General features: G+C 44.6%; 23 protein-coding genes and 1 riboswitch. Of the genes, 3 read left to right on the top strand and 20 right to left on the bottom strand.

From position 1 onward, the window contains the following. Positions 1 to 44: 44 nt before the first annotated feature. The 5 genes from thyA to pdhA form a co-directional block, all read right to left on the bottom strand. Positions 45 to 839: a thymidylate synthase gene (gene thyA, locus V6668_RS17615; protein ID WP_338706292.1), complete on the bottom strand. Its 795-nt coding sequence runs from the start codon at positions 837 to 839 to the stop codon at positions 45 to 47. Positions 840 to 1,316: 477 nt separating this feature from the next. After that, complete coding sequence (gene lpdA / locus V6668_RS17620) at positions 1,317 to 2,732, bottom strand: dihydrolipoyl dehydrogenase (protein ID WP_036613658.1); 1,416 nt, start codon at positions 2,730 to 2,732, stop codon at positions 1,317 to 1,319. A 3-nt stretch (positions 2,733 to 2,735) separates the two neighbouring features. Then, positions 2,736 to 4,055, bottom strand: a complete 1,320-nt coding sequence (locus tag V6668_RS17625; protein ID WP_338706293.1) for a dihydrolipoamide acetyltransferase family protein — start codon at positions 4,053 to 4,055, stop codon at positions 2,736 to 2,738. A 176-nt stretch (positions 4,056 to 4,231) separates the two neighbouring features. After that, positions 4,232 to 5,209 carry an alpha-ketoacid dehydrogenase subunit beta gene (locus V6668_RS17630; protein WP_036613653.1) on the bottom strand — a complete coding sequence of 326 codons (978 nt, stop codon included), beginning with the start codon at positions 5,207 to 5,209 and terminating at the stop codon, positions 4,232 to 4,234. A 101-nt stretch (positions 5,210 to 5,310) separates the two neighbouring features. Then, entirely contained in the window at positions 5,311 to 6,378 is a 1,068-nt protein-coding gene (gene pdhA, locus V6668_RS17635; RefSeq protein ID WP_017688072.1) for a pyruvate dehydrogenase (acetyl-transferring) E1 component subunit alpha, read from the bottom strand. Positions 6,379 to 6,634: 256 nt separating this feature from the next. On the opposite strand from pdhA, the gene V6668_RS17640 reads away from it, so the two are divergent. After that, a complete protein-coding gene (locus V6668_RS17640) occupies positions 6,635 to 7,369 on the top strand; it encodes an alpha/beta hydrolase (RefSeq protein ID WP_338706295.1) in 735 nt (244 codons plus the stop codon). A gap of 165 nt (positions 7,370 to 7,534) precedes the next feature. On the opposite strand, the gene V6668_RS17645 is transcribed toward V6668_RS17640, so the two are convergent. Next, on the bottom strand, positions 7,535 to 8,005 hold the full coding sequence (locus V6668_RS17645) for a low molecular weight protein-tyrosine-phosphatase (protein ID WP_282321103.1): 471 nt from the start codon (positions 8,003 to 8,005) through the stop codon (positions 7,535 to 7,537). A 1-nt stretch (position 8,006) separates the two neighbouring features. Continuing rightward, positions 8,007 to 8,708, bottom strand: a complete 702-nt coding sequence (locus V6668_RS17650) for a trimeric intracellular cation channel family protein (RefSeq protein ID WP_036613646.1) — start codon at positions 8,706 to 8,708, stop codon at positions 8,007 to 8,009. Between the two features lie 182 nt (positions 8,709 to 8,890). Here V6668_RS17650 and V6668_RS17655 point away from each other — a divergent pair, with 182 nt between their 5' ends. Continuing rightward, positions 8,891 to 9,532, top strand: coding sequence for a thiamine diphosphokinase (locus V6668_RS17655; RefSeq protein WP_100527390.1), 642 nt, complete (start codon positions 8,891 to 8,893; stop codon positions 9,530 to 9,532). Positions 9,533 to 9,828: 296 nt separating this feature from the next. Next, entirely contained in the window at positions 9,829 to 10,329 is a 501-nt protein-coding gene (locus tag V6668_RS17660; protein ID WP_036613641.1) for a C40 family peptidase, read from the top strand. 110 nt (positions 10,330 to 10,439) lie between these two features. Here the strand turns inward: V6668_RS17660 and V6668_RS17665 are convergent, their stop codons facing one another. The 13 genes from V6668_RS17665 to V6668_RS17725 form a co-directional block, all read right to left on the bottom strand. Beyond that, positions 10,440 to 11,144: a response regulator transcription factor gene (locus tag V6668_RS17665; RefSeq protein WP_338706297.1), complete on the bottom strand. Its 705-nt coding sequence runs from the start codon at positions 11,142 to 11,144 to the stop codon at positions 10,440 to 10,442. 119 nt (positions 11,145 to 11,263) lie between these two features. Then, positions 11,264 to 12,313: a ThiF family adenylyltransferase gene (locus V6668_RS17670; protein ID WP_338706299.1), complete on the bottom strand. Its 1,050-nt coding sequence runs from the start codon at positions 12,311 to 12,313 to the stop codon at positions 11,264 to 11,266. Further along, positions 12,310 to 13,077, bottom strand: a complete 768-nt coding sequence (locus V6668_RS17675) for a thiazole synthase (RefSeq protein WP_338594985.1) — start codon at positions 13,075 to 13,077, stop codon at positions 12,310 to 12,312. Before V6668_RS17675 ends, V6668_RS17670 begins: the two co-directional genes overlap by 4 nt. A gap of 2 nt (positions 13,078 to 13,079) precedes the next feature. Next, positions 13,080 to 13,283, bottom strand: coding sequence for a sulfur carrier protein ThiS (gene thiS, locus V6668_RS17680; RefSeq protein ID WP_036613636.1), 204 nt, complete (start codon positions 13,281 to 13,283; stop codon positions 13,080 to 13,082). Next, positions 13,280 to 14,452 (bottom strand): glycine oxidase ThiO, encoded by a 1,173-nt coding sequence (gene thiO, locus V6668_RS17685; protein WP_338706300.1) that lies wholly within the window; start codon positions 14,450 to 14,452, stop codon positions 13,280 to 13,282. Before thiO ends, thiS begins: the two co-directional genes overlap by 4 nt. A gap of 17 nt (positions 14,453 to 14,469) precedes the next feature. Then, the gene (locus tag V6668_RS17690; RefSeq protein ID WP_338706301.1) at positions 14,470 to 15,132 is read right to left on the bottom strand and encodes a thiamine phosphate synthase; all 663 of its coding nucleotides are present in this window, start codon (positions 15,130 to 15,132) and stop codon (positions 14,470 to 14,472) included. A gap of 226 nt (positions 15,133 to 15,358) precedes the next feature. Further along, a riboswitch (TPP riboswitch) is annotated at positions 15,359 to 15,468 on the bottom strand. A gap of 75 nt (positions 15,469 to 15,543) precedes the next feature. Continuing rightward, the gene (locus V6668_RS17695; protein ID WP_036613631.1) at positions 15,544 to 17,094 is read right to left on the bottom strand and encodes an ABC-F family ATP-binding cassette domain-containing protein; all 1,551 of its coding nucleotides are present in this window, start codon (positions 17,092 to 17,094) and stop codon (positions 15,544 to 15,546) included. A gap of 138 nt (positions 17,095 to 17,232) precedes the next feature. Next, positions 17,233 to 18,216, bottom strand: a complete 984-nt coding sequence (locus tag V6668_RS17700; protein ID WP_338706302.1) for a hypothetical protein — start codon at positions 18,214 to 18,216, stop codon at positions 17,233 to 17,235. Further along, a complete protein-coding gene (locus V6668_RS17705; protein WP_338706303.1) occupies positions 18,203 to 18,754 on the bottom strand; it encodes a hypothetical protein in 552 nt (183 codons plus the stop codon). The genes V6668_RS17700 and V6668_RS17705 overlap by 14 nt, the downstream gene beginning before the upstream one ends. Beyond that, entirely contained in the window at positions 18,751 to 19,149 is a 399-nt protein-coding gene (locus V6668_RS17710) for a hypothetical protein (RefSeq protein WP_076250224.1), read from the bottom strand. The genes V6668_RS17705 and V6668_RS17710 overlap by 4 nt, the downstream gene beginning before the upstream one ends. Before the next feature lie 16 nt (positions 19,150 to 19,165). After that, the gene (locus tag V6668_RS17715) at positions 19,166 to 19,651 is read right to left on the bottom strand and encodes a hypothetical protein (protein WP_017688056.1); all 486 of its coding nucleotides are present in this window, start codon (positions 19,649 to 19,651) and stop codon (positions 19,166 to 19,168) included. Positions 19,652 to 19,713: 62 nt separating this feature from the next. After that, positions 19,714 to 21,780 (bottom strand): hypothetical protein, encoded by a 2,067-nt coding sequence (locus V6668_RS17720; RefSeq protein ID WP_422395219.1) that lies wholly within the window; start codon positions 21,778 to 21,780, stop codon positions 19,714 to 19,716. Beyond that, a complete protein-coding gene (locus V6668_RS17725) occupies positions 21,770 to 23,596 on the bottom strand; it encodes an ATPase, T2SS/T4P/T4SS family (RefSeq protein WP_338706307.1) in 1,827 nt (608 codons plus the stop codon). Before V6668_RS17725 ends, V6668_RS17720 begins: the two co-directional genes overlap by 11 nt. Between the last annotated feature and the right edge of the window lies 1 nt (position 23,597).

Below are 23,597 nucleotides of genomic sequence, written 5' to 3' on the forward strand. Positions count from 1 at the left end.
TACACTCCTTCAATCCAAGTCTCTTGTCGAGATTGAACACATAATTAGACTGCAATTGGAGCTTTAATGCCCGGATGATGCTGATAGTTCTCAAACTCAAAATCTTCAAACTTATAATCAAAAATAGAATCCGGCTTACGCTTGATTACCAGCTTAGGTAAAGCATAAGGTTCACGCTCCAGCTGCGTTTTAACCTGATCAACATGGTTAGAGTAGATGTGAACATCCCCTCCAGACCAGATGAAATCACCCACCTCAAGATCACATTGCTGGGCAATCATATGAGTCAAAAGCGCATAACTCGCGATGTTAAACGGTAATCCGAGGAACGTATCCACGGAACGCATCGTAAGCATACATGATAATTTACCCTCTGCAACGTAAAACTGAAACGCAAAATGACAAGGTGGAAGCTTCATATTATTGATCTCAGCCACATTCCATGCGCTGACAAGGTGACGACGTGAATCCGGATTATTTTTGATCGAATCAATGACTGCGGCGATCTGATCAATTTTTTCTCCGTTTGGGGCTTCCCATGTACGCCACTGCGAGCCGTATACCGGACCGAGATCCCCATTTTCGTCCGCCCAGTCGTCCCAGATCTTCACACCGTTTTCTTTCAAATAAGATATATTGGTATCGCCACTCAAAAACCATAACAGTTCATGAATAACCGATTTGAGATGAATTCGTTTGGTTGTTACCAGCGGAAATCCTTCGGAGAGATCATAACTGAGTTGTCTGCCAAATACAGATTGTGTTCCTGTTCCTGTACGGTCTCCTTTATGCACGCCGTTGTTCAGAATATCCTGCAATAAATCGAGATAGTTTTTCATGTTGAAATCCCCTCACTAAAGAATATTTACACTTACCACTCCGATGACAGAACAACCTTCCGATCGCTGTTATCCCCAGATTTTTTTAATCTCCTTTTCCAAAGGTAAAATCCGGGGATAAAGGCGAAGCGTATGCTTCCGATGCAGCTTTCCTTCAGAAAGCTTTTAGCTCCGCTTCTTCAGGTTTTTTCTGTCCTCTACGTTCTCGTGTAAAAGGTTAGTTTAACTAAATATATAGACCGTGATTGGCTTGGAGCCACATCATGACTGATCATTACTACAGTGTACCACAATTGAGTTGTTGGATAAAATCAATTCACTGAAACTTATGAGCGTGTAAATTTTCATCATATCACATACACGAGTATCTTATATTTCTCGACTCTTGCTCAGAAAAAAGAGACGAATAACGCGTTAACGTCATTCGTCTCTTCTGATATACGTATAATGCCGGACGGATCCGAAGCTTAGATGATCTTAACGGGAGATGATGTGGATCGGGTGACCCATAACCAATTCCGCAGCTTCCATCACGATTTCGCCCAAAGTTGGGTGAGCGTGAATTGTGAGAGCCAGATCTTCCAAAGTAGCGCCCATCTCAATTGCCAAACCAAGCTCAGCAATCAGGTTGGAAGCTTCCAGACCTACGATTTGGCAACCCAATACAAGGCCGCTTTCTTCGTCAGCTACGATTTTCACGAAGCCTTCAGCGTGGTTCAAAGATACAGCACGGCCGTTACCCGCATAAGGGAACTTGCCTGCTTTTACTTTGTAACCTTTTTCTTTAGCTTCTTTTTCAGTGTAACCTACGCTGGAACATTCTGGATCTGTGAACACAACAGCTGGCATACATTTGTAGTCAACTACAGATGGTTGTCCTGCGATTGCTTCAGCAGCCACTTTACCTTCATAAGAAGCTTTGTGTGCCAGAGCCAAGCCAGATACGATGTCACCGATAGCAAAGATGTGAGGAATGCTGGTACGGCCTTGGTGGTCAACTTTGACAAATCCACGCTCGTCAACGTCAACACCAATCATGTCGAGACCCAGTTCTCCATCTGTGTTTGGACGACGTCCAACAGTTACCAGCAGGTAATCTGCAGTTACTTCTTTGGACTCACCATTTACAGAGTACTTAACAGTTACATCTTTATCCGTTTGCTCAGCACTTTCAGCTTTTGCACCCGTTACGATTTCGATGCCTGTTTTCTTCATGTTTTTAGCCACGAGGCTAGTCATGTCTTTATCGAAACCTGGCAGTACTGTATCCAAACCTTCGATGATTGTTACTTTTGCACCGAATTTGGAGTACATTTGACCAAGCTCAGCACCGATATATCCGCCACCGATAACGATCATGCTTTTTGGTACTTCAGGCAAGTTCAGAGCTTCTGTTGAAGACAGAATGCGTCCGCCAAACGGGAAAGGTTTCAGTTCGATTGGACGGGAACCTGTTGCAATAATTGCATTTTTAAATTTGTAACGCGGAGACTCGTGGTCATTGAATACACGAGCTTCGTTTTCGTTGATGAACATGCACTCACCGTTGAAAACTTCAACTTTGTTGCCTTTGAGCAAACCAGCTACGCCGCCAGTCATTTTCTTAACAACGCCGTTTTTGAACTCTTGAGTTTTGCTGAAGTCCACTTTTACGTTCTCAGCAGAGATACCAAAAGCTTCACCGTGAAGTGCAGACTCATATTGGTGTGCAGCAGAGATCAGGGCTTTGGATGGAATACATCCACGGTTCAAACAAACACCGCCCAGTTCGGATTTGTCTACGATCAATACGCTTTGGCCCAGTTGAGCAGCGCGGATGGCAGCTACATAGCCGCCAGGACCCGCACCAATTACTAATGTGTCGATATTGAGAGAAGCGTCGCCTACTACCATATCTTACACCTCCATAACAAGCAGCTCAGGGTTAGCGAGCAGCTGTTTAATGTAATTCATAAAGTTTTGTGCTGTTGCGCCATCGATGATACGGTGGTCAAAGCTCAGGGAAAGAGCCATTACAGGTGCTGCAACTACTTCGCCGTCTTTGATCACTGCTTTTTCGCTGATGCGTCCTGTTCCGAGAATAGCAACTTCAGGGAAGTTGATGATTGGAGTGAAGAACATACCGCCAGCAGAACCGATGTTACTGATGGAGATTGTGCTTCCTCTCATTTCATTCGCGCTCAATTTGCCCTCACGACCACGAGCAGCCAGATCACGGATAGAATCAGCAATCATCCAGATGGATTTACGATCAGCATCTTTGATAACAGGAACGATCAAGCCGTTGTCTGTATCTGTAGCGATACCGATGTTGTAGTATTTTTTGTAAACAATTTCGTTAGCTTCTTCATCAATCATAGCGTTCAGAGCCGGGAATTGGCGGGAAGCCGCAACCAGTGCTTTAACGATGAATGGCAGATAAGTAACTTTTGTTCCTTTTTTCTCTGCAATTGGTTTCATGCGAGTACGGAAAGCAACCAATTCAGTTACGTCCACTTCGTCCATGATTGTAACGTGAGGTGCTGTGTAAGCCGATTTAACCATTGCATTAGAGATCGCTTTACGGATACCTTTGAATGGTACGCGCTCTTCTTCAACGTGTTGATCAGCTGCAGCTGCTGGTGCTGCGGATTTTTTCTCTTCTTGAGCCGGAGCTTCGGAAGATGCCGCTGCGGAAGAACCGCCACCGTTTTTGAAGGATTCAACATCTTCTTTGGTTACTTTACCGTTGTTGCCAGTGCCGTTAACCTGAGCGATGTCTACACCTTGTTCGCGAGCAAATTTACGCACGCTTGGTGTTGCCAGAACGTCTTTGGCAGGTACTGCCGGAACGCTGTTGTTGCCGCCTTCTTTAGCTGCATCCGAGCTGGAAGCTGCTGCAGAAGAACCGCTTGTGTCAGCTCCGCCTTGAGCTGCATCTTTCTCTTGCTCGCCTTGATCGCCAGCAGGAGCGTCGTCTTGCTCAGGAAGTTCGCCTTCTGCATCGATGATCGCTACAACTTCACCAACGTGGCAGACTTGACCGTCTTTAGCGAATACTTCTGTAACTGTTCCGTTAACCGGACAAGGTACTTCTACAACCGCTTTGTCGTTCTGTACTTCCATGATGATGTCGTCGTCAGTTACTTTGTCACCGACTTTGATGTGCATCTTGATGATTTCGCCTTCGTGCAGGCCTTCGCCCAATTCAGGGAATTTATATTCAAATTTAGCCAACTGAAAAACCTCCTTGATTATGTGCTCAGTCCTGAAAACAACCCTTAACTCCAAGAAACAACTGTTACTGCTAATGCAAATAACTGTTACTCAAGGGGCTAATGGCTGTTTACAGTGCAGCTTGCGCTGCGGTGTGAATCACCATACTGCGCCTTGCGGCATGTCAGATGATTAAATTAGAAATTTACGACTTTGTTAACCGCAGCAATGATACGCGCCGGGTTAGGCAGCCATGTATCTTCGATTTGTGCAAATGGATATACAGTGTCCGGACCAGCTACACGCAGAACCGGCGCTTCCAAGTGCAGGATTGCTTTTTCATTGATTTGGGCAATGACTTCAGCTGCAACACCTGCGCTCTTTTGAGCTTCCTGTACAACAATTGCACGGTTTGTTTTCTTAACGGAAGCAACGATAGTATCGATGTCGATCGGGCTAACCGTACGAAGGTCGATAACTTCAACTTTGATTCCTTGTTTTTCGAGTTCATCTGCTGCTTTCACAGAAGTGTGAACCATCATACCGTAAGTAATGATCGTTACATCAGAACCTTCACGAACAACGTTCGCTTTGCCCAATTCAACAACGTAATCTTCTTCAGGCACTTCTGCACGGAAAGCATGGTACAAGTTCAAGTGCTCCATGAAGAATACAGGATCGTTATCGCGAATAGAAGCGATCATCAGACCTTTTGCATCGTAAGGGTTAGAAGGAATTACGACTTTGATACCTGGTGTTTGCGTGAGCAGACCTTCCAGGGAATCTGTATGCAATTCTGCCGCTTTTACGCCGCCACCGAATGGTGTACGGAATACGATTGGAGAATTGTATTTTCCACCGGAGCGGAAACGCATACGAGCAGCTTGCACTACCATTTGGTCAAGGGCTTCGAAGATAAAACCAACGAATTGGATCTCAGCAACCGGACGGAAGCCTTGTACACCCAGACCTACAGCCAGACCACCAATAGCGGACTCAGCCAGTGGTGTATCAAATACACGCTCTTCGCCAAACTCTTTTTGCAGACCTTCCGTTACACGGAAAACGCCGCCTACATTACCTACGTCTTCACCGAAAAGCAGAACGTTAGGATCACGTTTCAACTCCACGCGAAGCGCATCACGGATTGCTTCTTTCATGTTCATTTGTGCCATTTGCTTCATTTCCTCCTTAAACATTGACAGTTCACATTTGAATTCGTACATGTATACCGGGACATTAAAGTCGCGGATGTTTATGCTTTATCGGAAAAAACTTATTGGAAATCAGCTTTTTGCTCTTCCAAGTGCTTAGGCGTTTGTTCGAACATGCTGTCGATCAAGCCTGAAATCGTCATTTTCTCGGTTTTTTCCGCTTTTTTGATCTCTTCATTTACTTTAGCTTTTGCTTCTTCTTTCACACGTGCTGTATCTTCTTCAGTCCAAAGACCTTTTTTCTCCAGATATTTAGCGAAACGTGCGATAGGATCTTTAGCAGACCATTCTGCCTCTTCTTCTTTTGTACGATACTTGGAAGCATCATCCGAAAGGGAGTGAGGACGGAAACGGTAAGTTACTGCTTCGATCAATGTTGCGCCTTCTCCGTTACGTCCACGCTCAGCAGCTTCCTGAACAGCTTTGATAACAGCGAAGATGTCCATACCGTCAACTTTAACACCTTTGATACCTGCTGCTACCGCTTTGTGAGCGATGGAAAGAGCTGCAGTTTGTTTAGCAAAAGGAGTAGTGATGGCATAACCATTGTTTTGTACAAAGAAGATAACAGGCAGTTTGTATACACCAGCGTAGTTCAGACCTTCATAGAAGTCACCTTCAGAAGAACCGCCATCACCTGTGTACGTGATAACAACTTGTTTTTGTTTCTTCAATTTGTAACCCATAGCGATACCCATTGCATGCAGAATTTGTGCACCAATGATGATTTGTGGCATCAATACATTAACGCCATCTGGAATTTGTCCACCATGTTGGTGTCCACGGGAGTACAAGAATGCTTGATAAAGAGGAAGTCCGTGCCATACGAGTTGCGGAATGTCACGATAGCCAGGACATACAAAGTCTTCTTTTTCAATTGCAAATTCACTACCAACCATTGTCGCTTCTTGACCAGATACTGGAGCATAGAAACCAAGACGACCTTGACGGCCCAAGTTTACTGCACGGTCATCCCAAGTACGGGTAAATACCATGCGGTACATAATTTCTTTTAATTGATCATCGGAAAGTGTAGGCATCATGTCTTTGTTAACAATTTCGCCGTCAGGAGACAGCACGGACAGAGCTTCTACATCCTCTGTATACACTTCATAAGGAACCTTGCTCATTTTTTTCTTCACCTCAACAAAAAATTTGAATATCAAGTTCCGCTGTTATAATATTATTATACACCTGTTTCACTCCATACGTCAAAGAAATCCGTATTTTTTTTATGTTTCCTACCGGATTGTATGTATAACAGGGGCTTAATATTGGTATAACAGCATAATACATGATTGCGTGTTTGACCTAACCCCGCACAAGGGTAATCTTACCGTATTGCGCGGTCGAATGCAAAAAATTAACCGAGAAAGGTGACGTTTTATGACGGATTCCCGCTATTTGAAACGCACGATTGTGAAGGAAGAGATTGAAAGTCGCTATCTCGGAGAGAAGCGAACGCTCCGTATTTACCTTCCTCCGGGCTATAACGAATTGCTTAGCTACCCTGTCGTTTATTGTCAGGATGGCGAAGAATTTTTTAATTTCGGACGAATTGCTACAACAGCTAACCAAATTATTCTGGACGAAGGAGCCGAACCTTTCATTATTGTAGGGGTTCAGGTCGATGTGTCTGTGAGAACGCAGGAATATGCTCCATTTGGAGATCGGTTCAAGGCATATACCGCTTGCTTCGCTGAAGAGATTATTCCCTATATAGAAGAGAAATATCCTGTGCGTCCATCTCCGCAGGAACGCATTCTTGCCGGAGACTCGCTCGGTGGCAGTGTTTCGCTTCATCTTGCTCTGTTATATCCGGATCTTTTCACACGTGTGATCAGCATGTCTGGCGCCTTCTACTCTGCTTCACAGGAAATCTATGCCGCAGCTGAAGATCTGTCTTGGCTCTCGATCTGGATGATTGTTGGTTTGCAGGAAACTGATTTTGAGGCAGACACGGGCACGTATGATTTCGTTCAATTAAACCGGGATACTCGAGAATTGTTGGAAAGACGTGGTGCCCTCGTCTCCTACCAGGAGAAAGACGGAAAACACCAATGGGGTTTTTGGCAGAAGGAATTGCCCGAAGCATTACTTTATTTTCTCCAGGAAAGATAAAAGGACCACTTTAACAGGCGGCTGAAATGCCGCTATTGTTTTTCATTTTAATGATACCGCTTACAATTGTAACCTGAAAAAGAAGCAGGATATCCTGCTTGCTTTAAGTGCTCTAATCCTGCTTCTTTGTCGAATTACAAATTAAGCATGAATTTCGTTTGCTTTTTAGGCTAAGGAATGTTCCGCTTCAATCTTACTCAACAGAACATCGCAGCCTGCGTTAACCAGCTCGTACACCTCTTCAAAATTGCCTGTGTAATATGGGTCAGGTACTTCTCTGAGTTTTTCCTCGGGAAGCATGTCCATGAACTTGATGATGTCCGCCTCAGCTCCGCCTGGAACGTTGCGCACATTATCTGCATTGGAATTATCCATACACACAATGTAATCAAATTGAGTAAAGTCTTCGCTGGCGAACTGTCTTGCTGCCATGTTGGCATAAGAAATCCGGTACGAATCCAGCAATTTTCGAGTCCCTTCATGCGGAGGTTTACCAACATGCCAGTCCCCTGTACCCGCTGAGTCCACACGAATCTGGTGTTCAAGCCCCTTCTCAAGGACTTTGTGACGCAAAACGGCTTCAGCCATTGGTGATCTACATATATTACCCAGACATACAAACAACACATTAATCATATTAATCCCCCTTGCTTAACGTACCTTGAAGTACCGACGATGTTGGCTGTGTCACAATGTTCTCCGGCTGAGGACTGACGTTTCCGGTCTCAGATGGTACAAGCGAACGACGTGGCAGTTTCCATTTATAATGTACAGAACACATCCGGAAGAACACAACGGCCGCGAAACAAAATAATAATCCAGCATTCGTTGTTAACCAACCCATACCTATAACAAATCCGGCTGTCATTGCCCATACAGCATAGATTTCGTCACGCAATACAAGCGGTTTACGTCCAGCAAGCACATCACGAATAACGCCCCCACCAATACCGGTCATCACTGCCGCAACGATAACTGCGCTAATAGGATGTCCCATGTTCGCCGCGTACAGCGCCCCTTGAATTGCAAATGCTGCGAGTCCGATTGCATCAAACAACGCCTCTGTTCGCTTCCAGTGACTAATCCACTTGAGAGGTAATATAAACGCAATCGCTACAGATACTAAGGCTAACATAATAAGTGATCCCTGACTCCATAGTGTCGTTACAGGTATACCTATAAGTACATTCCGGATAATCCCGCCTCCGAATGCCGTGACAAGTCCAAGCACTAGTACACCCAGAATGTCATACTCCTCTTCCATTGCCACGAAAGCGCCGGACATTGCAAATGCGATAGTGCCTATAATGCTGAATACTTCAAAAATGTGTAAGTCCAACCTGTTCAAACCTCACTTTTCAAGTCATCTCCATGTCGCTCTACCCATTGTATCCGCGAGCACTTAAATTGTGCAACCACATTTTGTGGATTATACTGGTTTGGTGAATATATTTGTACAGGTTCCAACATTATATTTGGACTATGAACTATTTTTCTCTGAATTAGGAAGGATGAAATAAAATGACGGCGAAACGGATTATTATTTTTACAGGCGGAAACTTATCTGTAGAATTACTTCAGGAAATACGAGAAGATGATATGATCATCGCGGCCGATCGCGGTGCATTATTTTTAATTGAACACGGCATTCAGCCACACATTTCAGTTGGTGACTTCGACTCCATTAATGAAGAGGAACGTATTATTGTAAGTAACAATAGCATTCGATTCATTACATGTGACCCTGTTCATAAAGATCTCACTGATACAGAAATGGCTTTTGAGACAGCGCTAGATTACGAACCTTCTCATATCTTAATGTTAGGTGCTACAGGTACACGTATGGATCACACACTCGCCAATGTACATATCATGGTTCGCGCGATGCAGCATCATATCTCCTGTGCCATTCAGGACAAGCACAACTACATGACACTGACCACATCCAAAGCTGAAGTTGAGCACCGGGACTATAAATATGTTTCTCTGCTCCCCTTGACTCATGAAGTTACAGGAATAACTCTAGATGGTTTTATGTATCCACTAGATCAAGCCACCATACGCATGGGACAATCCTTGGGTGTAAGCAACCAGCTTTTAGGCTCCTCCGGTACAGTCACTATTGATAGCGGCTTATTACTGATTATTCAGAGCAAAGATTGAATCTATTCGTATGCTTCATAGTTATTTATTACGTTTTTGTAACCAGTGATTCAATCAAGAAAATAGGTTCACACATAATAAAGACCCTTGATATTCAAGGGTCTTTGTTGTTTCATCATTATTCTTCATTCGTCAATGATTAATTTTTTGACATTTTTAATCATATTTTAATAAACATACCCAAACCATTGTGGCGCAAGGGATTACACTCCCCTATCCAATTTCTAGGCTGTTACAAAGCTGTTATACTCGCTCTAGCAACTTAACGAAAACGAATTTTGGAGGTACTAACTAACATGAAAACAAACATCTTTGTCCAAAAGGCCGTAACCGTCGGGTTGTGCGCTACACTAGGTTTTGGAGCTGTATTAATGACTAACGCACCTGTTGCACAGGCAGCAACTGCTTCTGTATCCACAGGTCAACAGATTGTTAACTATGGTAAACAATTTACTGGAACTCCATATAAATTTGGTGCTTCAACTACAACAACCAAAGTTTTTGACTGCTCTTCTTTTATGAAATATATTTTCAAAAAGTATGGTGTAGATTTGCCGCGCACTTCCGTGAAACAATCCAAAGAAGGTAAAGCTGTGTCCAAAGCTAATCTGCGTGTCGGCGACCTGGTCTTCTTCTCAAGTGGTAGCCGTTCTACCGGTTCCAATGTCACTCACGTAGGCGTTTATGCGGGAAATGGTAAGATTCTGCATACGTACGGATCTCCAGGCGTAACCCTCTCTGATCTGGACTCTGGTACTTGGAAGAGAACGTATGTTAAAGCTCGTCGTGTACTTTAGATTCACATTATAGCTAATGAGTAAGGACCGGGGATTATTATCCGGTCTTTTATTTTTACCCTCTTTTTGCCACACTTTAAACTGGTGATTCATGGAACTAACCTAGTAATCTAATTTTTATCATGCAACATATAACCGATCCCACGCACAGTATGAATCAGTTTCACACTTCTTCCCTTATCCACCTTAACCCTTAGATGTTTGATATACACATCCACAACGTTGGTATCCATCGCATACTCATATCCCCATACTTCCCGCAAAATATCACTCCGGGTACATGCTTCATTCACATGCAGGGCCAGAAATTCCAGCAATTCGTACTCTTTTGGTGTTAATGTCAGGTATTCACCCGCACGATTTACCCGTCTTGAACGCAAATTCACTTTAAGATCATGAACTACAATTACTTCTTCGCCCTCTGGTGTTGCATTCGCAAAAACACGCAATAAATTTCGTATTCTGGCAAGCATTACGGTCATGTGGATAGGTTCCTCCATCACGTCATTAGCTCCATAATCCAGCCATTCCACGATGAACTGAGGAGATGCATTTGAAGTAATAACCAGTAGAGGTATAACCTGACCTTTATCTAACCATCGTTTTAATTCTAATTTCTGATCCTGGCCACAATGTTTCGTCCCCTTTTCCCGGTCTACCAGGATGATCAGGTTAATATGCAACAACGAAGGCTCGACGGATTGGTTTAGTTCAGACCACTCCATTCGTTGCACTTCATACCCTTCGCTACATAAAACATCCTGAATAAGGCTGACCTGCTCTCCTGCTCCAATCAGCAAAATGGCTGTTTTCACTCTTTTTCACCCGGCCTGTCTCTATCCCCACTGCTCGCAGCAATGGTTGGTACAGATAGCATGCCGTAAAATGAAAAAGTCCATTCCCTTAAGGGAACAGACTTTGCTTCTTTCTTGCTTTAACCAAAGTAACGATGGACAAGCGTACGTGCTTCAGCTGTGTCTTTTGTTCCGTGTACAAGGACACGTCCATCTTGGAAAATGACCATTCTATGGACTCCTGTTGTAAAAGAAACCAGAAACGGATTGGATTCCACTTTTCCTTCTTGAAGCCTGTTCAGGCGATCTGATGTATGTTGAAGATCCAGATTCATGCGCCGTGCAGGTCGGATCTGAACGGTGTCCCTGCCACACAACACATCTGTTTTCTCCAGATTGGACGCAGAAAGATATGGATACGTTGCCGAAGTACCGCAGGAAGGACAGTCTTTCTTTTTCGCACCATCCACATTGATGGATATGTATTCGTTCCTCCACACATCAAATGACAATAACTTACGTCTCAATGCATTTGCATTGCCACTAAGTAACTTCATCGCCTCTGCTGTCTGATTCGCCGTTACCATCTGTACCGCTTGAGGTATGATGCCAGACGTATCACAGGTATCTCCACCCAGAGGGACTTCACCCAGCAAACAATTTAAACATGGCGTATCTCCGGGCATAAACGTATAGGTAATACCATAACTACCTACGCATCCACCATAAATCCAGGGAATACCGTGCTTCTGTGCCATATCATTAATAAGTAGTCGGGTATCAAAGTTATCCGTTGCATCCATGATCAAGTCTGTATGCTGAACGAGTTCTTCCAACTCATCTACTCTGACGTCCAACACTTTCCCTTCCACATGAACCGTGGAATTAATGGCAGATAAACGTTTTTCCGCCGCCATTGCCTTCGGTATCCGCTCCATCGCGTCCTGTTCTACATATAATTGCTGCCGCTGCAGGTTACTCCACTCCACATAATCACGATCCACAATCGTTAAGTGTCCGACTCCTGAACGAACTAACGTTTCTGCAATTCCTGTTCCGAGTGCGCCAGCGCCTACAATTAAAACTCTGCTGCCCTTTAATCTGGCCTGGCCTTCCTTGCCAAGTGGCGCGTACCGTTCCTGTCTGGAATAACGATCGGCCTGCTCGGAAGATGTTATTTGATCTGTCATGTATGAACCATTCCTTCCACCGGACTACTGGCTGCTGCATAACGCTTTACGGGAATCATGCCTGCCTCATATGCCAATCTACCCGCTTCTACCCCCAATCGCATCGCTTTAGCCATGCTCACTGGATCCCCTGATCCAGATACGGCTGTATTTAACAATACGCCATCGGCACCAAGTTCCATCGCATAAGCAGCATCTTTTGGGGAGCGCAATCCTGCATCCACAATTACAGGTACAACGGCCTGCTCAATGATGATCTCAAGGTTATATGGATTGATGATGCCTCTGCCAGCTCCGATGGGAGAAGCACCAGGCATTACAGCATGTACGCCAAGTAATTGCAGCCTTTTGGCCAGAATGACATCATCTGAAATATAAGGCAATACCGTGAAGCCCTTTTCAAGCAAAATTTCGCAAGCCTTGTACGTTTCAATCGGATCTGGGAGTAACGTAATTCCATCTCCGATGACTTCGACTTTTATCATATCACAAAGTCCTGAAGCCCGCGCAAGCTCGGCAATCCGCACCGCCTCTTCCGCAGTGGAAGCCCCTGCCGTATTCGGAAGAAGTGTGTATTTATCCAGATCCAACGTATCCAGGAAATGCTTCTGGTTACGCTCTTCCAGATTCAGACGACGAACAGCGAAGGTTAAAACTTCCGTTTCAGATGCTTCCACAGCCTGACTTTGCACTTCCAGATCCGAAAACTTACCTGTTCCAAGCAACAATCTGGACTCAAACGTATATTTACCAATGTTCAACATCATCAACCGCCTCCTACAAAATGTACAATCTCGATTCGATCGCCTTCTCTTAATGCCGTCGTTTCATGATACTCACGGGTTAAAATATGCTTGTTCAGCTCTACAACTACAGTCTTGACTTGCAAATCAAAAGATTGGAGTAATTTATCCACACGATTCAATCTGTCTTCAATCTCCATCCGTTGACCATTAACGATGATATTCACTGCACCACTCCCTTTCTGTTCAATCGCTCAGGGCTCAGCGCCTCAATTCCGAGTTCTTCTGAGCTTTTGCCAGCGAGCAACTCAACGATAAGCTTGCCTGTTATCGCACTAAGCAAGATACCGTTGCGGTAATGTCCAAAGGCGGCGAACAACCCGGGTATACTCTTGCAAGCACCTATATAAGGCAGTCCATCGGGAGTTGCCGGTCTTACGCCTGCCCACGCTCGTATAAATTGTGCTTCCTTCATCCCAGGCACCCAGTGGGTAGCCGCTGTTAGCAGCTTCTGAACACCCTGTACAGAAACGTTCAAATCCGTTCTGCCTGGCAGACTGGTTGCCCCAAGCCAAACCTCTCCATTGGCTTTGGGAACAATGTAGATATCCTCTGCATACACCGTTCTATCAGGTCTGTACCCTGCATGTTCATCTGAGAACTGAACGGCGGCTATTTCACCTTTTACCGACCACACAGGCAAGCTCAGATTCACATGTCTCATCAACTCTTCACTCTGTAATCCAGCCGCTATAATGACATGTTTGCATTTCATCTCACCGATCGATGTGGTGATTCCCTGCACGCCGTGTTCGTTTGCTTGCACACGTATATCCTGTATGTCCTCCATAACCCGTGCTCCCAATGCTTGAGCGGATTCAGCATATGCCTTCGTTAGATGGACTGGAAGAATCTCACTCTCGTAAGGTCTGTAATAGGCTCCATACGTATCTCTGTTAAGCCATGATGCCTCCTGTTGCACAACGGAACGATCCCACCACACCTCATCAGCAGAATCAGACAACGCAAACTTCCGATTGTCCTTGTAACTACTTAATTCACTGTATGAACGAAAAGGAGTTAGGAATCCCTGACGTTGCAGACCAACCTCTACCTTGCTGAGTGTAGCCATTAGCACCTGTTGCTCGATAAGTAACTGTCTACTCTGCCTGGCGAGCTTAGCCATCAAAGGATGAGCAAAATCCTCACTATCTGCCGCCAGCATTCCAGCCGCCGCACAAGAAGTGCCTCCCGCAATCACCGAACGCTCCAGCAACAGCACATCCTGTCCACGGGAAGCAAGCTCATACGCAATGGCACAACCAACAACGCCTCCTCCTACAATAATCGTTTCTGCATGAATTTTATCCGGTTTATCAGTAACGATCTCTTTCATCCTCTCATCTCCTTGATTCAGCGCCTCAGACTTTCTGTAGCCACGATAGACTGCCTTAATAATGCAGCCGCCCGATCCGGGGAATCACTCGCCCATACATTCGAGATCACAGCGACTCCCTGTGCGCCTGCAGAGCGAATAGCGTGAATGTTTCCCGGTTCGATGCCCCCAATCGCCATGACAGGAATGGAGACACCAGAGCACACTTCAGCCAGAGCATATAATCCTCTTGGTTCAAGATCAGGCTTACTGTTGGTTGAGTAGACATGCCCGAAGAAAAGGTAATCGGCTCCCCGTTCTTCAGCGATTTTTGCCTCATCGATTGAATGAACAGATACACCCAGACGAATTCGCTGGATATTGCTTATAACAGCAGGGTTGTAGTTACGTATAGCCTCTTGCCCCCAATGTACACCGCCATAGATGTCATTCTGTGATGGCAGTTCTGAACCATTGATAACGATGCGACAAGACGGAACGCCAACACCACGCAGACTTTCAGCCCAACCGATCTTTTGTTGCCACGAGAGTTGTTTCTCTCGTATATGGATGTAGTCCACCCATGGCCAAACGTCCTTTGCAACTTTTACAAAAGATGCTTGATTCCCTACACCCGTAGATACAACATGCAGTTCAAATGATCCGTGTACACGTTCATGAGAAATTACCGTACTTTTCATCTCCTTCCATGCGTGAATGCTATGAAAACACAAAAAAGCCACTCCCGTAGGGGAGTGGCTGCGTATTAATTATAGGACCAGATGACTGACTGATACATACAGTTCATTTCGTGCAATAAAGCTATAGACCTTATAGCCATAACGTTATACACGCAACTGCATGTTTCAATTTACTAAGCAAGACGGTTGAATTCTTTCGAATTGCCGTTTGCTCACGTCATTCACTGAAACGCGCTCGCCACTTCCCTACGCTGGTATGATCCAGATCAGGTGCAAAGGGTCCGGAATCGCATTCTTCCATCTCAGCCACATCGTGCGGCCCCCCTAGTGTTCATATGAAGTTGTAGCCTATGTTACCATAGAAGGATTTTTTTGTCACCGTTCATTTCTATTAAGCGTTGCTTGAATTGTCTAGTTTTTCTCAGACCATTCTTCAACATTCCATGTTTTGGTAACCCAACCCTCGTAGAAATCAGGTTCATGAGATACCAGCAACACCGTTCCCTTGAATTCTTGCAAGGCACGCTGTAACTCAGCTTTAGCTGTGACATCCAAATGGTTCGTCGGCTCATCGAACAGAATCCAGTTGCTTTCACGCATCAAGAGTTTGCATAGACGAACCTTGGCTTGCTCTCCACCACTCAGCATGTTAAGCGGACGGGTAATGTGCTCATTTTTCAACCCGCAGCGAGCGAGATGACCCCGGACTTCATTTTGGGTCAAATGTGAAAACTCATTCCACACATCCTCAATAGGCGTGATATTCCCAGCACGAACTTCCTGCTCAAAATAGGCCGTTTCGAGATAATCTCCCAAGAAAGTCTTTCCACTGAGTGGAGATATTTTTCCCAGGATGGTTTTCAGCAGAGTTGATTTACCCACACCATTACAACCTACGATGGCAATTTTTTCACCACGTTCAATTGTCATTGTCATTTTAGGCAGCAAAGGATACGTATATCCAATTTCAAAATCAATGCCCTCAAAGACCGTTTTGCTGCTCGCGCGGGCATCCTTGAATTTGAACGTTGGTTTGGCCGCTTCATCTGGACGATCAATACGTTCAATTCTGTCCAGTTGCTTCTCCCGGCTCTTCGCTCGACCAGAAGTTGAAGCACGTGCCTTGTTACGCTGAATGAAATCTTCCTGTTTCTTGATGTACTCTTGCTGTTTCTCGTACGCATCAATATGCTGGGCTTTATTCATATCAGCCATCTCAAGGAACTTGTTATAGTTCGCTGCATATCGCGTTAATTTGGCAAATTCCAAATGATAAATGACATTTACGACTTCATTCATGAATTCCGTGTCATGGGAGATTAACAGAAACGCGTGCGGGTAGTCCTTCAGGTAACGTGACAACCATTCAATGTGTTCTACATCCAGATAGTTGGTCGGCTCATCCAGCAAAAGAGCTGTAGGTTTCTCGAGCAGAAGCTTGGCAAGAAGCACCTTGGTACGTTGCCCACCACTTAGAGCTGCGACATCCCGATCAAGACCAATTGCGGACAAACCAAGACCATTGGCCATCTCTTCCACTTTTACGTCAATCAGATAAAAATCGCCCTGTTCCAGTTGTTCCTGAATATCGCCCATTTCTTCCAGCAACTGCTCCAGCTTATCTGGATCTGCATCTGCCATCTGGTCCGTAATATTCATCATTTCTTTTTCTAATTCAAGCAACGGAAGGAATGCATCCTTAAGCACGTCACGAATAGTTTTGCCTGGGGTAAGCTTCGTGTGCTGATCCAGATATCCATAACGTACCTTAGGTGTCCATTCTACTTTTCCACTATCTTTAAGCAATTTACCGGTAAGGATGTTCATTAATGTGGATTTACCCACACCATTGGCACCAACAAGTCCTACACGCTCTCCGGCAAGTAAACGAAACGATACATTTTTAAATAACGTGCGATCTCCAAAATTGTGACTTACGTTCTCTACTGACAATAAACTCATAAGATGAGGTTGCTCCTATCTATTAGACATTACTTTTGTTATTGTTCCGAAACCCTATTCTAGCACAGGTCCCGTCTTTTCTGAAAGTAATGTAAACAGTTCAGGAACCTCTTACATGATTTTATCATACAGGCTACCCTAACGATTAGAGCATTTATATTCAAAATAGCCTTGTGCAGCTGCTTGTTTTGCGTCTGTAAACACCTCTTCAGCACGGTAACCATTACCACATGTGGAGGGGTAATAGTACTTGATACCCGTTAAAGGATCTACCCCACCTACGATGGCCGTTTTCTTCACAAGTCTGCCTCCACCGATCGCATAATTGTTGATCTTTTGGTCACCCACACCTATACCTTGGATAAAGGCCATAATCCCTGTATCGTTAATGGAGTTGTACCAATCTTCCTGCGCAATCAGGGGCATCGTAAACGTATAGGAAATACCGTTCTTTCTGGCAAACTCATTATGGCGGTTAATCACATCAGCCAGATCATCCTGTACAGCAGTCACAATCCGGCTTTGTCTAACTTGCTCAAATACGCTGGTATTCTGAAGTAAAGGAATCTGTGTGCTTGAGGCCAGTTCTTTTTGAAATCCTTCAATCCATTTCCCTGCGCTTGCGTCAAAGGCATATACGTAGTCGTCCAGTGTAAAGTTAATACTGTTACCATTAGAATCTGAATATGTATAAGGTTTCTTGGGACTCCACACTTGCCTTAAAGAATCTTCACGGTTACCTGTCAACTCTGTTTCTGTGGACAACATATAATAGCCATCATAATCCAGAATAACTACGGCAGGAATGTAATTAAACATGTTTCGAATAGCTGCAGGATCATTCTGAATCCCCATATTCAAAGCCATCGTCTGCGTAAATGTCAACAAGGCAAGTTCCTTATCGGCTTTAACAAACTTGGTTGAATCATAACCGGCTTCATCATTTTGCTTCTCATTTTGATGCATCACTGCACCTGCATCCATGACTGCAGTTTGAAGTGCAGATCTGTATCGTTGGCCAAGATATTGAGCCTCCTCGGCATCTTGCGTATGGAGTGAGATGATCCAAAAGAGCGGGAAAAAGATCAACACAAATACAATGGATAGTTCAGTAATCTTCATTGAGGACCATACCTCCGTATGTTACAAATACTGCTGAAGCCTGAACCGTGCCACTCAACCATTCACGAATGAGCATGGAAGGTGTACGATTTGTATTTTGGAGCGTCACGGTAAAAAAATCCCCTGTCGTCAACGTATATCTTCGGCCAGGATCATCAACCGGTATCACACCTGAGGATGGGAATAGTCTTTCTCGAATCTGAGCTGCATAATATCCATCCTGCACCACTTCATAGGTCCCGTTAAAACTGTTATTGTCCATCGGGTCTATATAGTGAGGTACATATTTCTTATGTAAATGTTCCATCGACACATCATACACATTGCCCGTCTGGGCCAGTTGCTCCTCAAAATCAGCCAACATTCGAGGTGAAATATACCCTTTCGTTCGGACAGCATCAACAAAACGTGTTACATTCTGAACAGCCGTCATACGTGCTATATCATCCTGCCGATCGGCTGTTTCAGCAGCTGGGTACACATAGAGCAGAAGGACTGCGAGCAATACGGCAAGCAGCTTGGATGCGGCATTAATCAATTCACACTCGCCTCCTTCCAAAAAACAATCTTGAGCAGTTCTCCAGTTTCATTTCGTATAAACTCTGGTCTGTAGGTGGCATCGAGCTGGACAGGAATCGTCGCTGTTTTGCTGACAAGTGGATCGATCACATACGAAGTCCCATCTACCTCCACAGGAATGCCTGTGCCTGTCATCTGTCTCACGGTATGCAACACTTCCGCACCATTATACTGATACGGATTAGTGGTACGCAGTGTTGTTGTCAGCCGACCTTCCATGCCTGCTGTTGTCTGTACTCTGTCGTTCAAGGCCGCTGATAAAATCTTAACATTCTGTTGCCCGTACAGGCAGGCTGTCACAAAAAGGACAACCGCCGTACAAAACAACATGAGATGCTGTGTATTCCGGGACATGTTATACCAACTCCTGTCAGGATTGCTGGAAGATCAGCCCTCTTACCACGTTAGAACGGTCTTTTACGATAATGGCTTTGAATTTACCACTTGGATTTACATATTGATTGTCTTTTTCACTCATGGTTTGGTTAATAATACCCACCTTATCTTCAGGTCCAATAACAGAGCCATAATCCGCATTATTGAGATCCTGAGAAATATTCAACTGATTACCGTACCATTGACCAGCTACATTTTTACCCGTAATCACTTTAATACCAAACTGTTCCTTGTCCGCATATTTACGTAGTGCGTTGGTTACCTGAGATCCACTGATGGTTGTTCCGTCATACACCGTAAATGCAGCCTGGGACAACTCGGTTTGGATATCAGCAAAATTGTTCTGGGCCGTCTTGGTTGCCTCCTGAGCCGAAATAAACAACAGAACTACAATTGTGATCAAAGCGATTGTTAAAAATATCCCTGCTGCCACCTTTAAAGCGCTTGATGCATTGTTCATGATAAATCCTCCCAAGTTATAAGTTATTAAACTATTTCAGACTGTCACACAGATGAATTGTGCTACAGTTTCTGAATTTGCTCATAATAAATGCTCATCTGCAAGAAACTCATACCGACCAATGGAATAACCAGATACAAAAAGATAAGGGCATACATAGGTGTAAATCCAATGGTTCTCCCCCATGATGCTTTGACATCTATCATTTTGCTGTACTCCTGTTTGCGTTGTTCAAAATAAAATGCCATCATGCTCTCGAGATCATCAAAGGCTTCACGTATTGAGATTTTGCCAAGGGCAAGCTGCAATTTATCAACCAGTCGCTGGAACTCGGGCAAGCCCGCCTCTTCCTTTAATTGTTCAAGTGCAAGCTCTGGTCCATGTTCAAAATGCAACAAACATTTTTGCAGCGGGCGCTTGAAAATGACGGCAAATCGATTAAGCCATTCCAATATCTCTTCAACTGACATCCGGTCCATCTCACGCAAAATGGAAATCACTGTCTGGAATTGATAGATTTCATGTCGCATATCCAACCTTCGCATTTTCCGCTGAAATAACATAAGCCATACGGGCATGTAGTACCCCGCTGCACCCATGAGAATGGCTATAATCATTTCCCACCAGCGTACATATTGCTTGTTATACACCTCAAGTTTCTGCATAATGCGCGTGATGGTCTCATTCTGGGTATCATGGTCTAACTGAACTGGAGATAACTGCTGTAACGCTTTGGAGACTTCTTCGTATGTAGCTCCTCGGTTCATTTCTACACTTTCCAACACGGATTGATCCAACGCTGTTTTTTCCTCAGCTTTCCTGAGATCCGCTTCAGCCATTGCACCAAACATTCGATCATCGCGGATTGGATCATACAAGATGTGGTTACGTTCAACCTGGTGCAACAGCAAGATGCACACCATTGTAAGGACCAAACAACCTGCGAATAACATCACTCGACGAATGGCAAGCCATTCGTATTTCAACTCTGAACTGCTCTCCCTCATGAGCCGTATCGTTTGACTGTACTGTGCACTGCCAGGTTTCGCTGCAAACAACATCGCCAATTTCCGTATGAAGGTCTGCCTGTACAGAAACTGATCCAACCATGAATGCTTATGCCCTGCCCGGTAACGTGTCTCATCGTATTGCTGGAGCCTTTGCAGAAGCAAATAAGCAAGAATGATGATGACATAGATCGATATTTTAGTTACAAAACCGATTTTGCTGCGATAAAATTCATCCATCGTTGGAAAACTGACTCTGGCCCAGCGTTCGATTGGAGCGGTGAACAATACCGGAGCTAGCGCGATGATATTAAGTCCTTTGAGCAGGTAATCCAATTTATCACGCCGTAAAATCTCCAGATGGATCTCCTGAGTCAGGTTACCAAGTCCTTTGAGATAAATAGAGCCTTGTGCCCTGTCCTTATCCCCGAACTCCATGACCATATAGGAAACGCCGGCGAATCCTTTGAGAAAACGGTTGGGAGCCACTTCATAATAACGCTCAAGTGCTTCATTCGGATCTGGAGAGGTCAGAGCTTCGTAGATCAGTCTTACCTGTTCCGCGGCTTCTCCTGTACCCGCCTCAGCAGCTTCATAGAGCGCTTCCTCAACCATGCCATGCTGATGATACCGATGCCTTACATCTGCAAAGAGATCCAACATCTGCACCAGCAACCTTTTTTCCATACGACTGAGGCACATATCCAATACCAGGCTATTTAGCACCACAGCACAGAGTACGGAAAGTATTACAAAAGCGATACCCGGCTGCAGAAGAAACAGAAAGACACTTATGCCTCCATAACCTCCAAGAATGATCAGAACCACTGTCATCGTCAGCCTGCGAAGTGAAGGCTCATCCCCAACATGGCGGAATGAAATACGTTTCTGCACCTGTAGAATATAAGCTGATAGCAATGGCACTTTCATTCCAAGACGGTAGGACTGCAACAAGATTGATCCCAGTCCTTTGAATCCCTTCCCGCTAGGAACAAAAATCACGCCGGATTGACTTGTTGAACCACCTCCTCTGTGACGTAACATACTTAAAACCAGAAGTGTAATCAGCAAACCCCCTGCACAAATACTTAATACGAGGAGCAGAATCCATTTAATTGTCATGCTGATCACCCCAGTGTTGCTTCATAAACAGTTCAAATTTCTCGGCATCCTGTAATGTCATCTGGTCTCGCATATCCACCATGCTTCCAGAGGAGATTGGAGCTGTTGCAACATACGCTCCATCTCTGTACTCCACAACATTATGAAATGTAAAACCTGCCCTCTCTTCCACGCTATCACCTTGATTCGCACGAGGAAGACACTCCGTAATTCGTTCGATATATCTTCGTCCCTCAGCATCTTTCTTCATATGAACATCGAAGTTGATTACACTCACAACCTGCTCCTCAGCAATATGCTCATGCTGGAACATACCTGTCTTGAGCAAGGAATTTCGGAGGGAGAAGACCAGATCACGAAACGTTTTGGCATGGTGGGTAAACAGGGTGAACAGACTGGCAACCTGAGACATTTGAATCATCCAAGCGGCCACCTCATCACTCGCAACCTCACCGAGAATATTGACGGTACCATCCGTTTTTTTCTGCAAATCAAGCCCTTGTTGACCTGAAATGTGTTCGGTCTCTCGGAAGCTCAAAATATTACGTCTGCTATAGATCCGTCTTAATTGAAGTTCAAACGCCATCTCCTGCACCCGAAGGGTGTACGATGCATAGATGTGTTTGACCATAGCCATAAGCAACGTTGTTTTACCAGAACCCTGTGCCCCGGTCACAGCTGTGATCCGGCTTCCTTTCATCAGGTATTGAAGCAATGTGATTGGCAGATCTGCGTTGTTACCCGTAATTAACTGTTCAAGTGAAGCATTCGGAATATCGAACTTCCGGACGAAGAACGCCCAAGATTCTGCAAAAGGAGGTCTAACAACAACGACACGGGAGCCGTCTTTCATCTCGTTCACCTTGTATCCACTTGCTTCCGACAACTGTCCGGGATAATTGTATTTGTATATATTCTGGCATACCCTTTTCAGTTCACGAATACTGCCGAAGGACAGAAAGGATAGATGAATGGACTTACCTTTATAGAAAATCCAGACACTTTCCATGCCGCTAAGCGGTTCTTCATGTGCATTATCCTCCAGTCCTTGATCCAGCAAATCATTCCATGATGCCGGTTTTCGAAGTCCCATATTATGAACAGCATCAAGCATACCGCTAACACCACCACTAACGCCGTCAATACGTTGGTCCCTTATCTCATCAACAACCGAGAATCCTTTATAATGTTGGTAGATACGTTGAACGATGATATCTGTCTTTTCTCTGAATCCAAGCTCTCGATATTCGCACTCGAACACATACTGAATATCCTCCTCAGAAATATAATAACTTCCTCCATCGTCCGTACCTTCCTCCATTCTCAGTCTGCTAAGATCGTAGGTATCAATCATTCGGGAGAGTGCATCCACACCGAATTGCTGTCGGTACAGATAAAATACAATTTCGAATCGGTCCTGGATCGTCAACAAATCTGGTTCTGCAAACAAAATAACTTCATCTACATTTGATTTGTTCAGCCCTATGCTTCGGGTCAGGAGATCCCCTATCAGATTTTTGACATACGTTTTGTCGCTGATACTGCCTGAGACACAGCCCTTCAGTGCTTTTCTCATCTCGGCACGTTGATTAATTCTTCGACGATATTCTTCTTCATGCAGACCCGCATCCGCGAGCTGACTATGACTAAGCTCATGAAGTGAGTTCTTCACCTTCTCAATCAACATGTCAATCGTGAATGATTCCTGTTCAGGAACACGAGCATTCTTTTCACGAAGAAACGTTCTATACTTGAACCAGATATAAGTCAGGCACAGAATCAAAATCAAACTTATCCATATGGTATTCCAGAGCATC

Origin of the sequence: Paenibacillus amylolyticus, from assembly GCF_036894225.1 — a bacterium.
Taxonomy (GTDB): Bacteria; Bacillota; Bacilli; order Paenibacillales; family Paenibacillaceae; genus Paenibacillus; species Paenibacillus amylolyticus.